The sequence below is a fragment of the Thermococcus sp. genome (assembly GCF_026988555.1).
GTDB lineage: Archaea > Methanobacteriota_B > Thermococci > Thermococcales > Thermococcaceae > Thermococcus.
Genome location: NZ_JALSLB010000059.1, coordinates 72,038 through 87,865, shown reverse-complemented (window position 1 = coordinate 87,865; position 15,828 = coordinate 72,038). Strand labels below are relative to the sequence as shown.

The window sequence follows — 15,828 nt, the reverse complement described above, 5'->3', positions numbered from 1 at the left end:
GACAGCGTTGAGATTCGCACCGTCGTAGTAGAGAAGCCCCCCGGCTTTGTGGACTATCTCAGCTATCTCCAGTATCTCGTCCTCGAAGATGCCGAGGGTGTTGGGGTTGGTGAGCATCAAGCCGGCCATCCTCTTGCTCACGGCGTTCTCCAGAGCCTCAATATCGACCGTGCCGTTCTCGTTGGAAGGAATCTCGATGACCCTGAAGCCGGCCATCGCTGCGCTCGCCGGATTTGTTCCATGGGCGGAGTCCGGGATGAGCATCTCCATTCTCTGGGTGTCCCCCCTGTCGAGATGGTAAGCCCGAATTATTGAAACGCCGGTGAACTCACCGTTTGCTCCGGCCGCCGGCTGGAGGGTGAAACGGTCCATACCGGTTATCTCCCTCAACCACTGTTCCAGCTCCCACATTATCCTTAGCGCTCCTTGGACGGTCCTCTCATCCTGGTAAGGGTGGATGTATGCAACCCCGGGGTGTGAAGCTATCTCCTCGTTTATCTTGGGGTTGTACTTCATGGTGCACGAGCCGAGCGGGTAGATGCCGGAATCAACGCCGTAGTTCATCTCACTTAGGCGGGTGTAGTGCTTCACTATCTCGGGCTCGCTCAGCTCCGGAAGGTCAAGCCGGCTCTTCCTCCTCAAATTCTCAGGGATCTCAACGTCAATGTCTCCAATGGGCTCGGGTAGGGTGTAACCGATCCTTCCGGGGTGTGAGAGTTCAAAAACCGTCGGTTCGTCCCACTTTGCCTGCCTGAACATCTTCACCACCTCACAGTTCCGCCTCGTTTATCGTCTCCTTCAGCGCTTCAACGAGGCTGTCGATCCAAGCCCGCCTCGTCGTTTCAGTTGCTGCGAAGAGGGCCGTCTCTCCAAGGTCCGGGAAGTGTCTGCCCAGGTAGTACCCGCCATGGATTCCTCTCTCAAGCAGCCGCTCATGGATCACGTCGTAGGGAACTTCGAACTTGACAGGTACGTCTTTGAAGTTGACCCCCTTAAAGTGAATCTCGGCGACCTCTCCGAGGCGTTTCTTGAGGTAGGCGGTGTTCTTTAGGATGATCTCCCCCAGCTCTTTTAAGCCCCTTGGGCCGAGGGTCGCGAGGTGTATGCCCGCTGCAACCGCCACCAGGGCCTCGTTCGAACAGATGTTGGAGGTGGCTTTGGCCCTCCTGATATGCTGCTCCCTCGTCTGCAGCGTCATGACGAAGGCCCTCTTTCCGTCTTCCGTCTTCGTCATGCCAATTACCCTTCCGGGCATCTGCCTTACCAGTTTTCTCTCATTCCTCACCGCGAAGATTCCGGCTCTGGGTCCACCGAAGTTCATCGGGTTGCCGAAGTACGCGGCCTCACCAACGACGACGTCGGCTCCAAGTTCTCCCGGTGCCTCCACCACACCGAGGATCGTTGGATCGATGCCAACAACGAAGAGCGCTCCCGCATCATGGGCTATCTCGCCGATGGCTGTGAACTCTTCCTCAAGCATCCCGAAGAAGTTTGGAACTTCCACATATACCCCGGCGGCGCCGTTAACTGCCTCTTTAAGCTTTTCTAAGTCCACCTGGCCGTTTTCATTCCAGTCCACGTACTCTACCTCAACCCCAGGGCCCGTGGTGTAGGTGTGGAGGATCTTTTTCTTCTCCGGGCTGAGGGCCTTCGGAACCACGAACTTGCTCTTCCTGGTAACCCTAGCGCTCATCAGGGCCGCCTCGGCCATGGCCGTCCCCCAGTCGTACATTGAGGCGTTGACTATCGGAAGGCCAACGAGTTCCGCGATGAGGCTCTGGTACTCGAAGAGAGCCTGGAGCATGCCCTGACTTACCTCGGGCTGATATGGGGTGTAAGCGGTCAGGAACTCGCTCCTCTCGATAAGGTACTTCACGTGGGCTGGAACGTAGTGGAAGTACGTTCCGGCTCCGAGGAAACTAGGCATCTCAAGAACGGTTCTGTTCTTGGAGAGAACCTTGTTGAGTTCGAGAAAAACTTCATATTCACCCTTAGCCTCCGGCAGGTTGAACTCCCTGGCCATGCCTGGGGGCACGTCGGAGAAAATGTCGTCAATAGTTGTGAAACCAATCTCCCTGAGCATCTCTTCCTTATGAGGTACATTAGGGAGGTAGTGTTTTCCCATGTTTCTCACCTTCCAAACCTTTAAGGGTAGTCACTGGGAATTGTCATGGAGATAATATATGCTTTGTGCCGATGTCCAATGAGGGGGAATTCGTATCCACTAGGCTCCCGCCGCCTGTGACTGTGATAAAACTTTAAAAGTACGAGTTTTACGCTAAACACATGAGGAGGTGGAAAATTCTTAATTTGATGGTTATCATAGGGATGGTGATCGTAGCCGGTTGCATAGGGGGGGTCAAACCCTCCGGGCAAAGCGAGACCCCCGTCCCCTGGAATCCCGACGGTGTAATCAAACATGGTGAGTACCAATACAACTTCAGCGCCGGGGACTTCACCGCGTTCTTCCGGGTTGAGAACGGTACGCTCTTCGTCGGGATGAAGGCCCGGACCAGGGGCTGGCTCGCGATTGGCTTCGGTGGGAGCCAAGGCATGAAAAACACGGATATAGTAATAGCTTACGTCCTTCCAAACGGGACGGTTAGGATACGCGATGACTACTCCACGGGATTCGCCGGCCCTCACAATCCCGACACAACTTATGGAGGGATGGAGGACATCATCTCCTACGGTGGACGTGAGGGGGGACTTTACGGTGGTTGAGTTCTCAAGGAAGCTTGATACCGGTGACCCCTACGACTTTTCCGTGCCGCTGAACGAGAGCTTCCGTGTCATATGGGCTTACGGGACAATGGATGACTTCATGTCCGATCACGTCAACGCCGGACAGTTCTACCTGACCTTTGGGGGTGGTTCAAGGTGATAATAGCGTTCGATTTCGATGGAACGATAGCGGATACCTACTGGTGCATCGAGGAGGCCTTTAAGCGTGCTCTTCAGAGACGCTCCCGCTGGCTCCCAGGTAAGGGCCTGTGGGCGAAGATGCTAACCGGAATAGAGCTCCAGTTTGAGAGGCCCGCATTTGGGAGCCACAGGGGGAGGTCAAAGCCACCGTTCTTTCTCAGGACGAAGTTCTTTGAGACTTGGTTCGAGGAGAGGACGAAGCTGACGAGGCCGATAGACGACGCTCCCGCACTGCTCAGAAAGCTCAAGGAGGAGGGCCACACGGTCATCTCATTCTCGGCGGAGGACTTCATAGAGGGCATGAAGATCAGAAGGTTGAGGGAGATGGGGGTCTACGATCTCTTCGATGACGTGGTGGTCTTTGGTCACGGGATAACACTTGATGAGGCCTTCAATGCCGTCCGGGAGAGGTATGGGGACGAGACTTTTGTATGGGTGGACGACAAGCCCTGGCGCTTCATCGGGCACGGTGATGGGAACACCGAGTATGTCTGGTATTACTTCCCGTTCACGGCGAGGTTCATAGAGAAGAAGCGGGAGCACCTAGCACTGATCCCGCATCTGCACGTGATACGGGACCTATGGAGCATCCTTGATGTTATTGAGAGGATCAAAATGGAGAGGGCCTGAATGGGGAACTTTTTATGATGAGTTAAGCTTTAAACCCTGAGGGCGTATGTTCGGTGGTGAGGATATGAACGTACTCAGTGCACTCGTGTTCTTCGCTTACGGGCCGGCACTGGCACTCCTGTGGTACTTCTATCATGAGGACCGCTTCGAACCGGAGCCGAAGAGATACGTCATAGGGACCTTCCTACTGGGTGCTACGCTCTCGGCTGGAGTAGCTTATCTGGTGGAGAGTGTGCTGACCCTCGGAGGTACACTCAGGCCGCTTCTCCCTGTGAGCGCGTTCTACGTTGCACTGATTGCTGGTGTTGTAGAGGAACCTGCCAAGGCCCTCGCCATTCGTCTGCCCTTTAGGATGGGGCAAATGGACGGTATAATGGATGGTCTGGTTTACGGCGCTGCCGCAGGCCTCGGGTTTGCCGCGACCGAGAACTTTCTATACGGACTGGGTTACGGGGTTCACGTCACCATAATGCGGGCGTTTTTAACACCCTTTGCCCACGCTGCATGGACCGCGGTTATCGGCGTTGGCTACGGGCTGAAGGCTGAAGGGAAACAAGTTAATCTGGGTTCATTTTTTCTCATGGCTATTGTTCTTCACTTTATGTGGGACTACTTTGCTTTCCTGAGCTATGCGATACCCGCGTATAACATTCTCCTGATTCTCCTGTTGCTCATAAATGTGGCGATAATCAGGTATTTAATGATAGTGGGTCTTGAAGAGGATGCCATGAAGTTCTGGTACTACTGGATGAGGGGTGGTGGACGTGAATGAAAAGCTGAAAAATGCCCTATTTGAGGCGAGGCCTTATCTAGAGTACTACGAGGAGGTGGAAAAGCTCGTTAGAGGTATTTGGGACAAAGCCGCGGATGAGGGAGAATTCCTCACCCTCCTTGAGGAAGAGATTAAGAAAGCCAGCGAGCCCCTTAGGACGGACCTTCGCATACTCCTTCAGAAATTTGGAGGGTTGTAATATCCATTTTTTGCTAACTTTGTTTGATAGTATGCAAAATTTGAATAGAAAAAGTATTTAAGGCGAGGCTGTGATTCTTTTTGTGAAACTATTGGGGGTAGTGCCATGAAGAAGCTGATAGCACTTTTCCTGCTAGGCATTGTGATCGCGGCGAGTGGATGTATAGGAAACGGTGTTGGGCTAACGAAGGAGAAAGTCCTAACGGCCCTGGGAAACATTGAAACTGCCAGATACGATCAGAACTTTTCTATGAGCATGTACTTCACGGATCCTTCAACGAACAGGACTGTTAACATGACGATGTCCGGCCGAGCAGTTGGGGCATTCAACAAGAGCGCCGGCATTGAGGCGGGCAACATAAGCCTCAAGATGCACACCATGGGAATGAACATCAACGTGAACTGGCCCTACTTCATCAACGGCACCAGCGCATATTTCAAGGTCGATGGGAAATGGTATAACGTTCCCCGTAACGATGACCTCTACAGGCAGGCCAAGGGCTCCCTCAACGTGAACTACATTGAAAACCTCCTCAGGAGCAAGAACGTGACCATCAAAAAGCTGGCTGACGGTTACGCTTTCCGCGTCAACGTTACGTTCTGGGAATTCATAAACGCAACCAATCAGACTGGGTATCTAAACGAGACCTGGGGTTCGGCCTCCGACAGGATAAACGTGACCACAAACTCCGGGTGGGTGGAGGTTCATCTTCGGAAAGATGGGACCCCGACTTTCATTGAGGTGTACATGGACCTCACCATGACGCTCGGATTCTCCCCCGGAGAAACTGTCGTGGCGCACTTAACCATCCATCAATCCACGGCGCTCACCGATGTGAACGGAGAGGTCAATATAAAATCCCCGAAGGAAATAAAAAGTGCTGGGAACTTCGAAGATATCTTCTGGTGAGGGGTTAGGCACCCCTCGTCGCCACTATTTTTACCCCTTCCCATTCGGCCACAGTGTCTCCTATATTCACGGGCGCCTCCAGTCGCAGTTCCGCCAGGAACTCCATAAGCTCGGGAATCCTGTCCTTAGAAACGGGCTTCTCCGTCTTGACGCTTACCGTGGGTAGGGCACCATTATCGACGGGAACGACGCTCATGACGATGCGTTGGGGGTTGGTGACCTCTTGAACCGCCCACTCTGCCCCCCTTGGACATGTACATCCTTTGACATCCTTCACCCTACCCTTTTCCACGTCCACCTCTATAGAACAGCCGAGGGGGCAGACGATGCATGTGAAGCGGTAAGTTGTCATGCCCTGATCACCTCCACCGTGAGCTTTTTCCCCTCTTTTCGTATCTCCTCAGCCCGGAGTTTCACCCTCACCATCTCGGCAGGCTTGACAACAGGCAGGCGAAGTTTCTTTCCCACCTCGGGAATCCTCACTTCGACGTCCTCCATCGGTCTCGAAACCCTAAGATACAGGTAAACATCGCGGTCACCGCTCAGATAATGGGGAACAACCAGCCGGACGTTCTCGCCCTTCTCAACCTTCACCCACCTTCTGCTCTCGGTTCCTCCCCCATCGATGAATTCCTTTGCACTTCTTGCGGCCAGTTCACCCTGCTCCGCAACGTAGTCCACGAGGTCGTTGATAACGAGAGAGTTGCCCGCTACGAAGATCCCCGGAACGCTGGTCTCCAATTTCTCGTTCACGACCGGCCCACCGGTCGCAGGGTCGATCTCGACCCCTATTCTCTTAAGCTTCTTGACACTCGGCACTAATCCAGCTGAGATCACCAGGGTGTCGGCCTCGATCCAGAACTCACTTCCAGGAATCTCTTTGAGGTTTTCGTCAACCTTCACGACCTTGACTCTCTCAACGCGGCCCCTTCCGCGAACTTCCATGACCTTGTGGCCCAAGTAGAGGGGAATGTTGAAGTCTCTGAGGATCATGACGTTTCTCGCCAGTCCCCCAGGATAGGGCATCAGCTCAACGACCGCCTTCACCTTTGCCCCTTCGAGGGCGAACCGGCGCGCCATTATCAAGCCCACGTCGCCGGAACCGACGATGACTATCTCCCTACCCGGCATTATTCCGTAGATGTCCATGAGTGTCTGGGCCTCTCCGGCGGTATAAATTCCCGAAACTCTGTCGCCGACGATTCCAATCTCGAAGGCGTGCCTCTCACGGGCACCGGCGGCGTAGATTACTGCCTTCGCCCAGATCCCGTAGGCACCGCTCGGGGAGGTGAAGACTACGACCTTTTCACGGTCCGAGTAGTTTTTGATTTCAATGACCCTCGCGGCCGTTCTATACTCGACGCCCACCTCAACCAGCCTCTTCGCCAGTCTCGCCGCAAACTCGGGCCCTGTTAGCTCCTCTCTGTAATAGTGCAGGCCGAAACCTGGGTGGATACACTGGGGGAGTATCCCGCCGAGGTAGTCATTCTCGTCCAGCAGGAGGACGCTTAAACCGAGTTCCTTTGCCTTCACGGCGGCCGCCATCCCTGCCGGCCCACCGCCGACAACAACCACGTCGTAGCTCAACATCGGAATCCTCGGGAACATCAGGCATCCCCCCTGAGGAGAACCTTGACGTCTCCTACGCCAATCTCGCTTCCTCTGCCTTTCAACGTAACCCTCCATGGCTCGACCCCGTATTCCCTTCCCAGGAGCTGTACAATTTTGGGCCTGCAGAAGCTACCCTGACACGTTCCAGTTGTGGCTTTCGTCCTGAACTTCACTGAATCAACGCTCGGCGTTTTCACGCCGATGAATTTCATCCTCTCTATGGCCTCCAAGATGTCTCCCTCACTGACCGAGTTGCAGCGACACACTATCTTTCCGTGGGCAGGGCTCTTCTTTACCGCCTCGTTCACCCCCTCAGGACTCATCATGAAGAAGTGGTTAATTTCCTTCCTGTGGGGGTTCCACTTGGATTTCTCGACCAGTTTTACCCCGAGGTCGCGCTGGATTATCTTGACGACCTCGTAGGCTATAGCTGGGGCGCTCGTAAGTCCGGGTGAGCGTATTCCGGCGACGTTGATGAAGCCCTGAACCTCCCCTTCGGCCCTGATTATAAAGTCCCCTCCGGTCGGCTCCGGCCTTAGACCTGCAAATGTTCTGATGACCCTGCTCCGGGGTGGTAGCTGAGGCCAGAGCCTCTTGGCTCCTTCCCATACCTTTTCGAGACCCTCCTCCGTTGTGGCCAGGTTCCCTTTTTCCTCCGGTGGTAGGTCCTGAGCGTTCGGTCCTATCATGAGGTGCCCGCTGACCTCGCTGGTGACGACGATTCCCTTGCTCACTGGCGTAGGCGTCGGGAAGAGAACTCTCCTTGGTCCCTGGACATCATCGTCGAACAACCAGTATTCACCCTTCCTTGGGTGAATCTCGAAGTAGTCTATACCCGCCATTCTTGCTATCTCGTCCGCGTAAAGTCCAGCGGCGTTGATCACTATATCTGCCTCGAGGAAGCCATCACCGGTCTTAACCCCCCTGACCTCACCGTTCTCAACCTTTATGCCTGTGACCTCGGTCTCAAGGTGGGTCTTGACTCCGTTAGCGACCGCGTTCTCGGTTATCGCAATAACCGCCGGAATCGGTCCAATCTGCCCCACTATTGGAACCCACAGCGCTCCAATCGCGTCCTTGGTGAGGTTAGGCTCGAGGTGGAAGAGTTCATCCTTACCGACGATTCTCATCTCGGGAACGCCGTTCTTCCTTCCGCGCTCCAAGAGCCTTTCAAGCTCATCAAAGTCCTCATCCTTGAACGCAACTATCAGGGCACCGTTCCAGACGTGCGGAATCTCAAGTTCCTTGACCCACTGGTGCCAGAGCCGATTTCCCCTTATGCACAGCTTTGCCCTCGTCGGGTACTTCTCCGGGTCATCGTCGTAACCGCCGTGGATTAACGCGGTGTTTGCCTTGCTGACGCCCCAGCCAACATCGGGGGCCTTCTCTATTAGATGCACCTCAAGGTTCTCGTACTTGCTCAAAACGCGTGCTATACTCGCGCCGCTTATTCCGGCGCCTATGATGGCGACTTTGGTCTTCATTTTTCTCCCTCCAATTCATATCGAGAAAGAGTTTTATCCGTTTTAAAGCTTTCCCCTGCCTTTAGTTTGCCTTTAGGGAAATGAGAGAACCGATTTGGACATTAGGGGGTAGGACAGACATGATCATGGTTTTAATGTGCTGTAATGTACATCAACTTGAAAATAAGGGGTGGGAGTGTCAAGTATTGACAACCTTTGCCCAGCCCATCGCTCTATTCACCGCTTCCTTCCAGCCGTGATAGAGTCTATCCCGCGTTTCTTTGTCCATCTTTGGTTCGAAGACTCTCTCCGCCCTCCACAGGTTCTTTATCTCGCTCAGGCTCTCCCAGTAATCGACGGCCAGCCCCGCCAGATAAGCCGCACCGAGGGCCGTTGTCTCCTTCACTACGGGTCTGACAACACGTCTGTTGAGTATATCTGCTTGGAAGCCCATGAGAAAGTCGTTCGCGGTTGCTCCACCGTCAACACGGAGCTCCTTTATACTCACGAGTCTCTCCATCTCCTCGACGACGTCTCTGGTCAGGTAGGCTATGGCTTCAAGCGTTGCCCTCGCTAGGTGTTCTCTCCCCGTTCCGCGTGTTATCCCAATTATCAGTCCGCGCGCGAACTGGTCCCAGTAGGGGGCACCCAGCCCCACAAATGCCGGCACAAAGTAGACCCCTTCGTTACTTTCTAGACTTGCGGCTAACTCCTCAGTATCCGGTGCCCTCTTGATAACCTTTATCCCATCACGGAGCCACTGAACGGCCGCTCCCGTGATGAAGATGCTCCCTTCGAGGGCGTAGCTTACCTTCCCTTTCAGACCCCATGCGATGGTTGTTAGGAGGTTGTCGGAGTAGAGGAGCATCTTTCCGGTGTTGGCGAGGATGAAGTTTCCGGTTCCGTAGGTGGTTTTGACCATACCGGTTTCAAAGGCAGCCTGACCGAACAGCGCCGCCTGTTGATCGCCGGCGTCCCCGCTCACTGGGATCTCCGCACCGAGGAGATCCTTCTTGGTGTAGCCGTAGATTTCACTTGATCCTCTCACCTCCGGAAGGACGCCCTCGGGAATACCGAAGATCTCAAGTAACTCGTCGTCCCACTCAAGCTTCTTTATGTTGAACAGCATTGTCCTTGAGGCGTTGGAGTAATCGGTTACGTGCTCACCGGTAAGCAGGTATATTAGAAACGTATCGACCGTTCCGAAGAGCACTTCCCCCTTTTCCGCCTTCTCCCTCAGGCCCGGAACGTTATCGAGGAGCCACTTCAGCTTGCTGGCCGAGAAGTAGGCGTCCGGAATGAGGCCGGTCTTCTCCTTTATCACGTCCCCGTATTCCAGCTTTATCTCCTCGATCATCTCCGCCGTTCTCCGGCACTGCCACACTATGGCGTTGTGGAGTGGCTTACCGCGTTTGTCCCAGATCATCGTGGTCTCTCGCTGGTTGGTTATCCCAATTGCCGCTATCTGGCCCGGTTCTACGTTAGCGCGTTCAATGGCTGTCTTTATGGCCCTGAGCTGGGCGTCCCAGATTTTCCCTGGGTTGTGCTCCACCCAGCCCGGCTTTGGATAGTACTGGGGGAATTCGTACTGACCAACTCCGAGAACCTCACTGTTCCTGTCGAAGATTATGGCCCTTGCGGAGGTCGTTCCCTCGTCGAGGGAAAGGATGTACCTGTCCATCATCACCCACCAAGGATGAAGAAAAAGCAAGAGGTATATTAGGGATTCGGTTTCACCGGAGTCCAAGTCCCTTGAGGTAGGATGTCATCCTCTCGATGTCGTTGGTTATGACCCCGTCAAAGAGCCCACCGAGGCGAACCAGATTGTCGTTGGTGTAGTAGGCATCGTCGTTGAGGGGCCAGAGTATGACCTCAAGTCCCGCACCTTTTGCCATCCGAAGCGCTCTGATGGTCTTATCGACACCCAGTATGGGCATCGCGTCTATAGGCGGGTTGAGGGACCATGGCCTGAGTTCCCAGATGAGGGTTGGAAGCTGGACGAGTGCCTCCTCCCTGTCGATCAGTATCCCGAGCCTGGTCTCGCGGTCATGCTTCCTGTACTCCCTCAGGGCATCGAGTAGAAACGAAGATACCACAACCCTCGATGGGTCGTTGTTCCCTATGATCTCGGCGGTTCTCTTGACGGCGTCGACGTCTTTGATCTCAACGTTCACCACGGCGTTTTCAGGAACCGCATCGAAGACCTCCTCAAGGGTTGGGATCCTCTCCCCGTTCCCAAAGTCAAGTTCCCTCAGCTCCTCCAGGGTCATCTCCTTTACCTTACCACTCCTATTGCTGGTTCGGTCGACGGTTCCATCGTGAATGACCACGACCTCTCCGTCTCTGCTCATCCATACGTCCAGCTCGATTCCGTCTGCACCTGCCTCAATAGCCTTTCTGAAAGCCAGAAGTGTGTTCTCAGGGTACTTGGCTGAATATCCTCTATGGCCTAGCACTAGGACCTTCTTCTCCACCGCTGAATCACCCTCACCTCATGCCCCATGAACCCGTAAAAACCTTTCTCAACCTGGCCGGGTTGTCTGAGATGACGGCGTCGACTAGCTGGAAAAGCCGGGGAACCCAGTAGAGCTCGTCCATCTTGTAGTTCCACAGGTAGATCCTAAGCCCGCGCTTTCTGAGGGTTTTCAGAAGAACAGCAAGCTGGTGGTATCCGATGTAGGAAACAGCGTCTATCGGCACGTGTACAGAGTAGAGACCTTTTATCCTGGGGAGGCGAAGGGACGAAGAGTAACCCACAATAGAGAATCCAACTTTACAATCTGGACATTCCTTCAAAAGTCTCTTGGCGATTTCAGGGTTTTCAGACGAGAAAACCGTTCTCTCAGTGCTCTTTGTTATTTCTGCTATTCGGAGTGCGGGCTCCACGGCGGAGGTCTCTTTTATGTCCGCGTCCAGGAACATCCTCGGAAACCTCCTGAAGATCTCTTTCACCGTGGGGATTATCTTTCCGTTGGGATGCAGACGCCGTATCTCCAGAAGTGTCAGTTCACGAATCTGGTATCCCCTTCCATTGGAGTGAAATACCGGGTCGTGATGTACCACGAGTCTTCCGTCCTCGGTGGACCTGATATCGAACTCTATCCCGTCCGCGTACTGGACTGCCCTCCTGAAGGCGGGAAGCGTGTTTTCAAGTCGGCCGCGGATGCCCCGATGTCCTATCAGCATCGGCTTTTTCATATTCACCATCACGTCCTGCTGGATGGTATAAAGACCACTTAAAACTTTGTGTCCGCTACCCTTCATCGATATGGCAATTCTTGCGATTGCCATGGATATACGCATCCCGTTAAAATAAGGTAAACCGAAAGAGTAAAAAAGCCACGGTTCATAACTCCGCTACTGACTACATAGACTATATAGTGTAAATAGGTGGTTCAGATGGGAGACCGAAAGTTCAGCTGGGGAATGATACTGAGTTTGGCCCTTTTGGGCTTCAGTATGAGCACAGGGTGGGCAATAAACAAGGGACTGACCTTTAAATTGCTCCAGAATGGCTACACGAACGCACCAGCGGTGATAGGTGCGGTGCTGTCACTCCAGGGACTCATGGGATTGATAGTGCCCCCGTTGATGGGTTATTACAGTGATATTCGCTCGTCAGGACGGGGCAGGAGAACCCCGTTTATCCTTGTCGGAGGGGTATTCGCTGGTCTCACCGCTCTGGTTATCTACCTGAGCTACGTTGCCAAGATACGCCTTTTGGCCTTTGCGATCGTGCTGAGCATGTTCTATTTCTTCATGTACTTCTTCGTGGCCCAGTACCGCTCGTTAATGCCGGATGTTATAAGGAGCGGTGAGCGCGGAAAGGCCAGCGGCGTGATAACGCTTTTCGAGTGGATGGGGAACCTGTTCCTCTTCGGGATGATAGCAATACTGGCCGCAAAGGCCACGAAGGTTACGGGGGTAAACAACGGGATCAAGGCTATGGCGAATGCGGGCTACCTGTGGATTCCGTTTATCGTCGTTGCCGTGTTCCTTATTGGATCTGCCCTCTACGTCTATCTCCGCATTCGGGAACCCACCGTTGAGGGGGAACTCCCCGAGGAAAACCTCTGGGACTATCTGCGCGCCATAATCTCTGACAGGGATTTCCTGAGCTTCTACGTTGCCCAGATGCTCTGGTGGCTCAGCTTTGAGTTCATAGCGGTGTTCCTCTTTGGGATTCTGGAATCGGTGCTTGGTACGAAAAACGTCACGGCCCTTGGAAACGCTATCATGGCGCTCTTCAACATCACGGTGCTAATCGGTGCTGTTGTCGGCGGCCCCCTGTACGATAAGATCGGCAGGAGAAAATCGATAATCCTAGGCGGCATCATGTTCCTGATACCCTTCATCTTCGGCTGGTTCATCAGCACCAAGCTTCAGGTAACCGCTCTCATAGGATTTGCGGGCATCGGCTGGGGAATGCTCATGGCCACTTCCTGGCCGGTTATAGGCGATCTCCTAACCAAATACGAGAAGGAGGCCTTCAACGGCCGCTACTATGGATTCTTTGAAGCCACCAAGTCTTTCCCGATCCTTATAGCGGGTCTGGTGGGAGGTGGTATAGTACAGCTCGCCGGCGGCAACTATAAGATTCTCTTCCCCGTAGGAGCCATATTCGTCCTCGTGGCCCTGCCGCTTATCTGGAGCATGAAGCACCTTGACGTGGTAAAAGCTTCCACGGGAGAGTGATCTGGAATGGGATGGGTGCTTTTTTTCTTTATTCTAATCGTTGTCCTGTTCCTGGGATTCACAGCCTTCATAGCTTATAAAATGATTAAGCCCCCCCGCGTTCTTGGCGGATGGACCCCCAGAGACCTCGGCTACGATTACGAGGAAGTAACTATCAAAACTCGGGACGGGCTGAAGCTCAGCGGATGGTGGATTCCCAACGGAAGCGACAAAACCGTGATTCCCCTGCACGGATACACCAGAAGCAGATGGGACGACGTCTACATGAAGGAAACCACTGAGTTCCTCCTTAAGGAGGGCTACAACGTCCTTACCTTTGACTTCCGCGCACACGGGGAGAGCGAGGGTAAATACACGACCGTAGGCATCGACGAGATTGTCGACGTTCTCTCCGCGCTGGACTGGCTGAAGGTCCAGCAGCCGGAGCACTCCAGGCGGATTGCCTTCATCGGGTTCTCAATGGGAGCTATGCTGACCATAAGGGTGCTTGCGGAGGATGACAGGGCCTGCTGCGGTGTTGCCGATAGCCCCCCCATGTACTTGGACAGGACGGGGGCCAGGGGTCTGAAGTACTTCGCCAACCTGCCGGAGTGGCTCTACCACTTTGCCAAGCCGTTTATGAAGCTTTTCAGCGGAGCCAGGGAACTCAACATGCTGGAGTACGCCGATAACGTCAATAAACCCCTACTCCTCATAGCGGGTGAGAAGGATCCCCTTGTCAAGCCAGAGGAGGCCAAAGAGTTCTACGAGCGGAACAGGGAAGCGAACCCAAACGTTGAACTCTGGGTCACCGACGCACCCCACGTCAGAACCCTGAAGTTCCACCCGGACGAGTGGAAATCACGGGTTAAGGCATTCCTTGAACGCTGGATATCGTAACCTTTTTAATTTTTTATTTTACTGAAGATGGTGGCCCGTGAAGATAAAGACTGCGGTTGCTGCCGTGGGTGCGGTTCTCCTTCTGGTCCTCACCGTTCACTCGACTCTGATCTGCCCCCCTTCGTGGGAGGTTTCAAGCGGAGGCACCTCCGTGAGTCCCGATGTTTCCGTTCTACTGTCGACGGGGTCATCTTTTACTTTTCCTGGAACCCATAATCCCCTCCTCTGAACTAGAGAATTTGCCGGGTAACTAAATTGAATAAACTAACCTAAAAAATAAAAACAGAATGTCCCGCTTCCTCATAGCCTTCACTTATATCACTTGGTGTTGTCTCTCCCGATGGAGGTTGGACAGATGTTTCCAATACATGGGGGAGATGAACCAAGTCCATCATCTACCGTGGTGAAGTACATCCCTACATCAACATTATTAGAGTCCACAAGATTTATGTTTCTCTTAATAACTGTCACGTAGTAGTACTGGTTGGGTGCTCCATGGACAATATCTACATTATAGGCTATTACCGATTCTGAGCCTTCTGAGTAACCAAAGGTTATTGAGAGTGCTCCAACTACCGGAATTTTACTCCATATCCAGTTGAAACCGCTGCCTCCAAGGGGAGTCGAGTAAAAATCATAACCAAACGAGCCCTGGAAATCAAATACTATATTGTTGTATGTCCCATCGCCATCAGTTCTCACCACTTCTTCTTCTGTTGTTGTTTCTCTGGTTGGGAAGTGGGAGGATAAAAGGTAATCCGTCAGCAGTAATCCGCTGTTCACATTGTTTTCATCGAGATTGTAGTTCCCGGTCAGCATCACCTGTACAGGATAAACGCTTGTAATTGGGATTGTACCATACTGTTGGTTCCATTTGTCGTAAACTGGAATGTTATACGTTGCGATGACGTATTTTAAAGGCAGGTTTATGTACCTGTCAAGGTAGCCGTTGTCGGTTGGAATGCTCGGGCTTGGAGCGTAGCTTACTCTCAGTGTTGAGCTCCCGTAAGAGTTTCCAAAATCAATAACCGGTACCCCATCAAGGTTAAAAGTCCACATTGCTCTCGTGTTTGAGGTCAGCTGTATTCCCCATGAAGCTCCCATCTTATCAATTGTCTTATAACTTTCTGTTCTGACTTTCATCCCCATGAAGGGCACATACTCAGTGAATGTTTTTGAATCGGCATAATAAGAGTCCTTTAAATACTCCCAGTTCTCTATTATGCAGTATCTGGAATTGAGCTCCTCATAGCCATTTGGACACGAGCTGCCCGTGAGGAGCGATTTCATCGTATTCCTTATTCTTAGAATTATGGGAATTTCCAGTTGCGGCTTTTGTGATGGCTTAAAAACCTTCTCAATGCTTACCATGCCTTCAAGCTGCAGAGGTCTGTCTTTGATTATGCTTTTGATTCCAATCTTCCCATCCTTTGTAAAGTAAATTGCTACGGGCGTTGGCGGTGCTTTCAGCCCTTCTCCTTTAAGAACACTTTCCCAGGTTTTTGTTTCAGTCTGTAATGATAAAATCCCCATGACGGAGCCTTGTTTTAGGAGTTTAATTCCCCCTTCCGGTCGCGGCTGGAAAATAAAGACTTTTGCATTTCCCTGAACGTTAACCCGCTCGACGCTTAAATAATCTGAGGCTGTCTGAGCGAGTGCCGTTCCAACCACTAAAACCAGCATCAGCCCAAGCACCTTCCTCCACATTGTGGAGCCTCCTTACGATGTTTTGATATTGAAATATA

At 52.9% G+C, this 15,828-nt stretch carries 18 protein-coding genes; 9 read left to right on the top strand and 9 right to left on the bottom strand.

Features of this window, described 5'->3' with window-relative positions; genetic code table 11:
* Both MVK60_RS09870 and gcvPA read right to left on the bottom strand, forming a co-directional pair.
* Positions 1-759: aminotransferase class V-fold PLP-dependent enzyme (locus MVK60_RS09870; protein WP_297438934.1), on the bottom strand; the 759-nt coding region annotated here is incomplete at its 3' end.
* A 10-nt stretch (positions 760-769) separates the two neighbouring features.
* Positions 770-2,125 carry an aminomethyl-transferring glycine dehydrogenase subunit GcvPA gene (gcvPA, locus tag MVK60_RS09865; protein ID WP_297438895.1) on the bottom strand — a complete coding sequence of 452 codons (1,356 nt, stop codon included), beginning with the start codon at positions 2,123-2,125 and terminating at the stop codon, positions 770-772.
* A gap of 161 nt (positions 2,126-2,286) precedes the next feature.
* Here gcvPA and MVK60_RS09860 point away from each other — a divergent pair, with 161 nt between their 5' ends.
* From MVK60_RS09860 to MVK60_RS09835, 6 genes are all read left to right on the top strand, one after another.
* Positions 2,287-2,724, top strand: coding sequence for a DOMON domain-containing protein (locus tag MVK60_RS09860; RefSeq protein ID WP_297438893.1), 438 nt, complete (start codon positions 2,287-2,289; stop codon positions 2,722-2,724).
* Positions 2,717-2,884: a hypothetical protein gene (locus tag MVK60_RS09855; RefSeq protein ID WP_297438891.1), complete on the top strand. Its 168-nt coding sequence runs from the start codon at positions 2,717-2,719 to the stop codon at positions 2,882-2,884. The genes MVK60_RS09860 and MVK60_RS09855 overlap by 8 nt, the downstream gene beginning before the upstream one ends.
* Entirely contained in the window at positions 2,881-3,555 is a 675-nt protein-coding gene (locus tag MVK60_RS09850) for an HAD family hydrolase (protein WP_297438889.1), read from the top strand. The genes MVK60_RS09855 and MVK60_RS09850 overlap by 4 nt, the downstream gene beginning before the upstream one ends.
* Positions 3,556-3,619: 64 nt before the next feature.
* Entirely contained in the window at positions 3,620-4,327 is a 708-nt protein-coding gene (locus MVK60_RS09845) for a PrsW family glutamic-type intramembrane protease (protein ID WP_297438887.1), read from the top strand.
* Complete coding sequence (locus tag MVK60_RS09840) at positions 4,314-4,526, top strand: hypothetical protein (RefSeq protein WP_367270887.1); 213 nt, start codon at positions 4,314-4,316, stop codon at positions 4,524-4,526. Before MVK60_RS09845 ends, MVK60_RS09840 begins: the two co-directional genes overlap by 14 nt.
* 105 nt (positions 4,527-4,631) lie before the next feature.
* Positions 4,632-5,435 (top strand): hypothetical protein, encoded by an 804-nt coding sequence (locus MVK60_RS09835; protein ID WP_297438885.1) that lies wholly within the window; start codon positions 4,632-4,634, stop codon positions 5,433-5,435.
* Between the two features lie 4 nt (positions 5,436-5,439).
* Here MVK60_RS09835 and MVK60_RS09830 read toward each other — a convergent pair whose 3' ends face one another.
* The 6 genes from MVK60_RS09830 to MVK60_RS09805 all read right to left on the bottom strand — a co-directional run bounded on the left by MVK60_RS09830 (position 5,440) and on the right by MVK60_RS09805 (position 11,716).
* Complete coding sequence (locus MVK60_RS09830) at positions 5,440-5,787, bottom strand: DUF1667 domain-containing protein (protein ID WP_297438883.1); 348 nt, start codon at positions 5,785-5,787, stop codon at positions 5,440-5,442.
* The gene (locus MVK60_RS09825; RefSeq protein ID WP_297438881.1) at positions 5,784-7,043 is read right to left on the bottom strand and encodes an FAD-dependent oxidoreductase; all 1,260 of its coding nucleotides are present in this window, start codon (positions 7,041-7,043) and stop codon (positions 5,784-5,786) included. Before MVK60_RS09825 ends, MVK60_RS09830 begins: the two co-directional genes overlap by 4 nt.
* Positions 7,043-8,530: an NAD(P)/FAD-dependent oxidoreductase gene (locus MVK60_RS09820; RefSeq protein WP_297438878.1), complete on the bottom strand. Its 1,488-nt coding sequence runs from the start codon at positions 8,528-8,530 to the stop codon at positions 7,043-7,045. The genes MVK60_RS09825 and MVK60_RS09820 overlap by 1 nt, the downstream gene beginning before the upstream one ends.
* Before the next feature lie 178 nt (positions 8,531-8,708).
* Positions 8,709-10,190, bottom strand: coding sequence for a glycerol kinase GlpK (gene glpK, locus MVK60_RS09815; protein WP_297438930.1), 1,482 nt, complete (start codon positions 10,188-10,190; stop codon positions 8,709-8,711).
* Positions 10,191-10,242: 52 nt separating this feature from the next.
* Entirely contained in the window at positions 10,243-10,983 is a 741-nt protein-coding gene (locus MVK60_RS09810; RefSeq protein WP_297438876.1) for a glycerophosphodiester phosphodiesterase family protein, read from the bottom strand.
* Between the two features lie 13 nt (positions 10,984-10,996).
* Positions 10,997-11,716 carry a glycerophosphodiester phosphodiesterase family protein gene (locus MVK60_RS09805; RefSeq protein WP_297438874.1) on the bottom strand — a complete coding sequence of 240 codons (720 nt, stop codon included), beginning with the start codon at positions 11,714-11,716 and terminating at the stop codon, positions 10,997-10,999.
* Between the two features lie 192 nt (positions 11,717-11,908).
* Here MVK60_RS09805 and MVK60_RS09800 point away from each other — a divergent pair, with 192 nt between their 5' ends.
* From MVK60_RS09800 to MVK60_RS09790, 3 genes are read left to right on the top strand one after another with little or no spacing between them, the layout of a single operon-like run.
* A complete protein-coding gene (locus tag MVK60_RS09800) occupies positions 11,909-13,204 on the top strand; it encodes an MFS transporter (protein WP_297438872.1) in 1,296 nt (431 codons plus the stop codon).
* A gap of 6 nt (positions 13,205-13,210) precedes the next feature.
* Positions 13,211-14,083 (top strand): alpha/beta fold hydrolase, encoded by an 873-nt coding sequence (locus MVK60_RS09795; protein WP_297438871.1) that lies wholly within the window; start codon positions 13,211-13,213, stop codon positions 14,081-14,083.
* A 37-nt stretch (positions 14,084-14,120) separates the two neighbouring features.
* Positions 14,121-14,312 (top strand): hypothetical protein, encoded by a 192-nt coding sequence (locus MVK60_RS09790; RefSeq protein ID WP_297438869.1) that lies wholly within the window; start codon positions 14,121-14,123, stop codon positions 14,310-14,312.
* An 89-nt stretch (positions 14,313-14,401) separates the two neighbouring features.
* On the opposite strand, the gene MVK60_RS09785 is transcribed toward MVK60_RS09790, so the two are convergent.
* Positions 14,402-15,790, bottom strand: a complete 1,389-nt coding sequence (locus MVK60_RS09785) for a hypothetical protein (RefSeq protein ID WP_297438867.1) — start codon at positions 15,788-15,790, stop codon at positions 14,402-14,404.
* Positions 15,791-15,828: the final 38 nt, after the last annotated feature.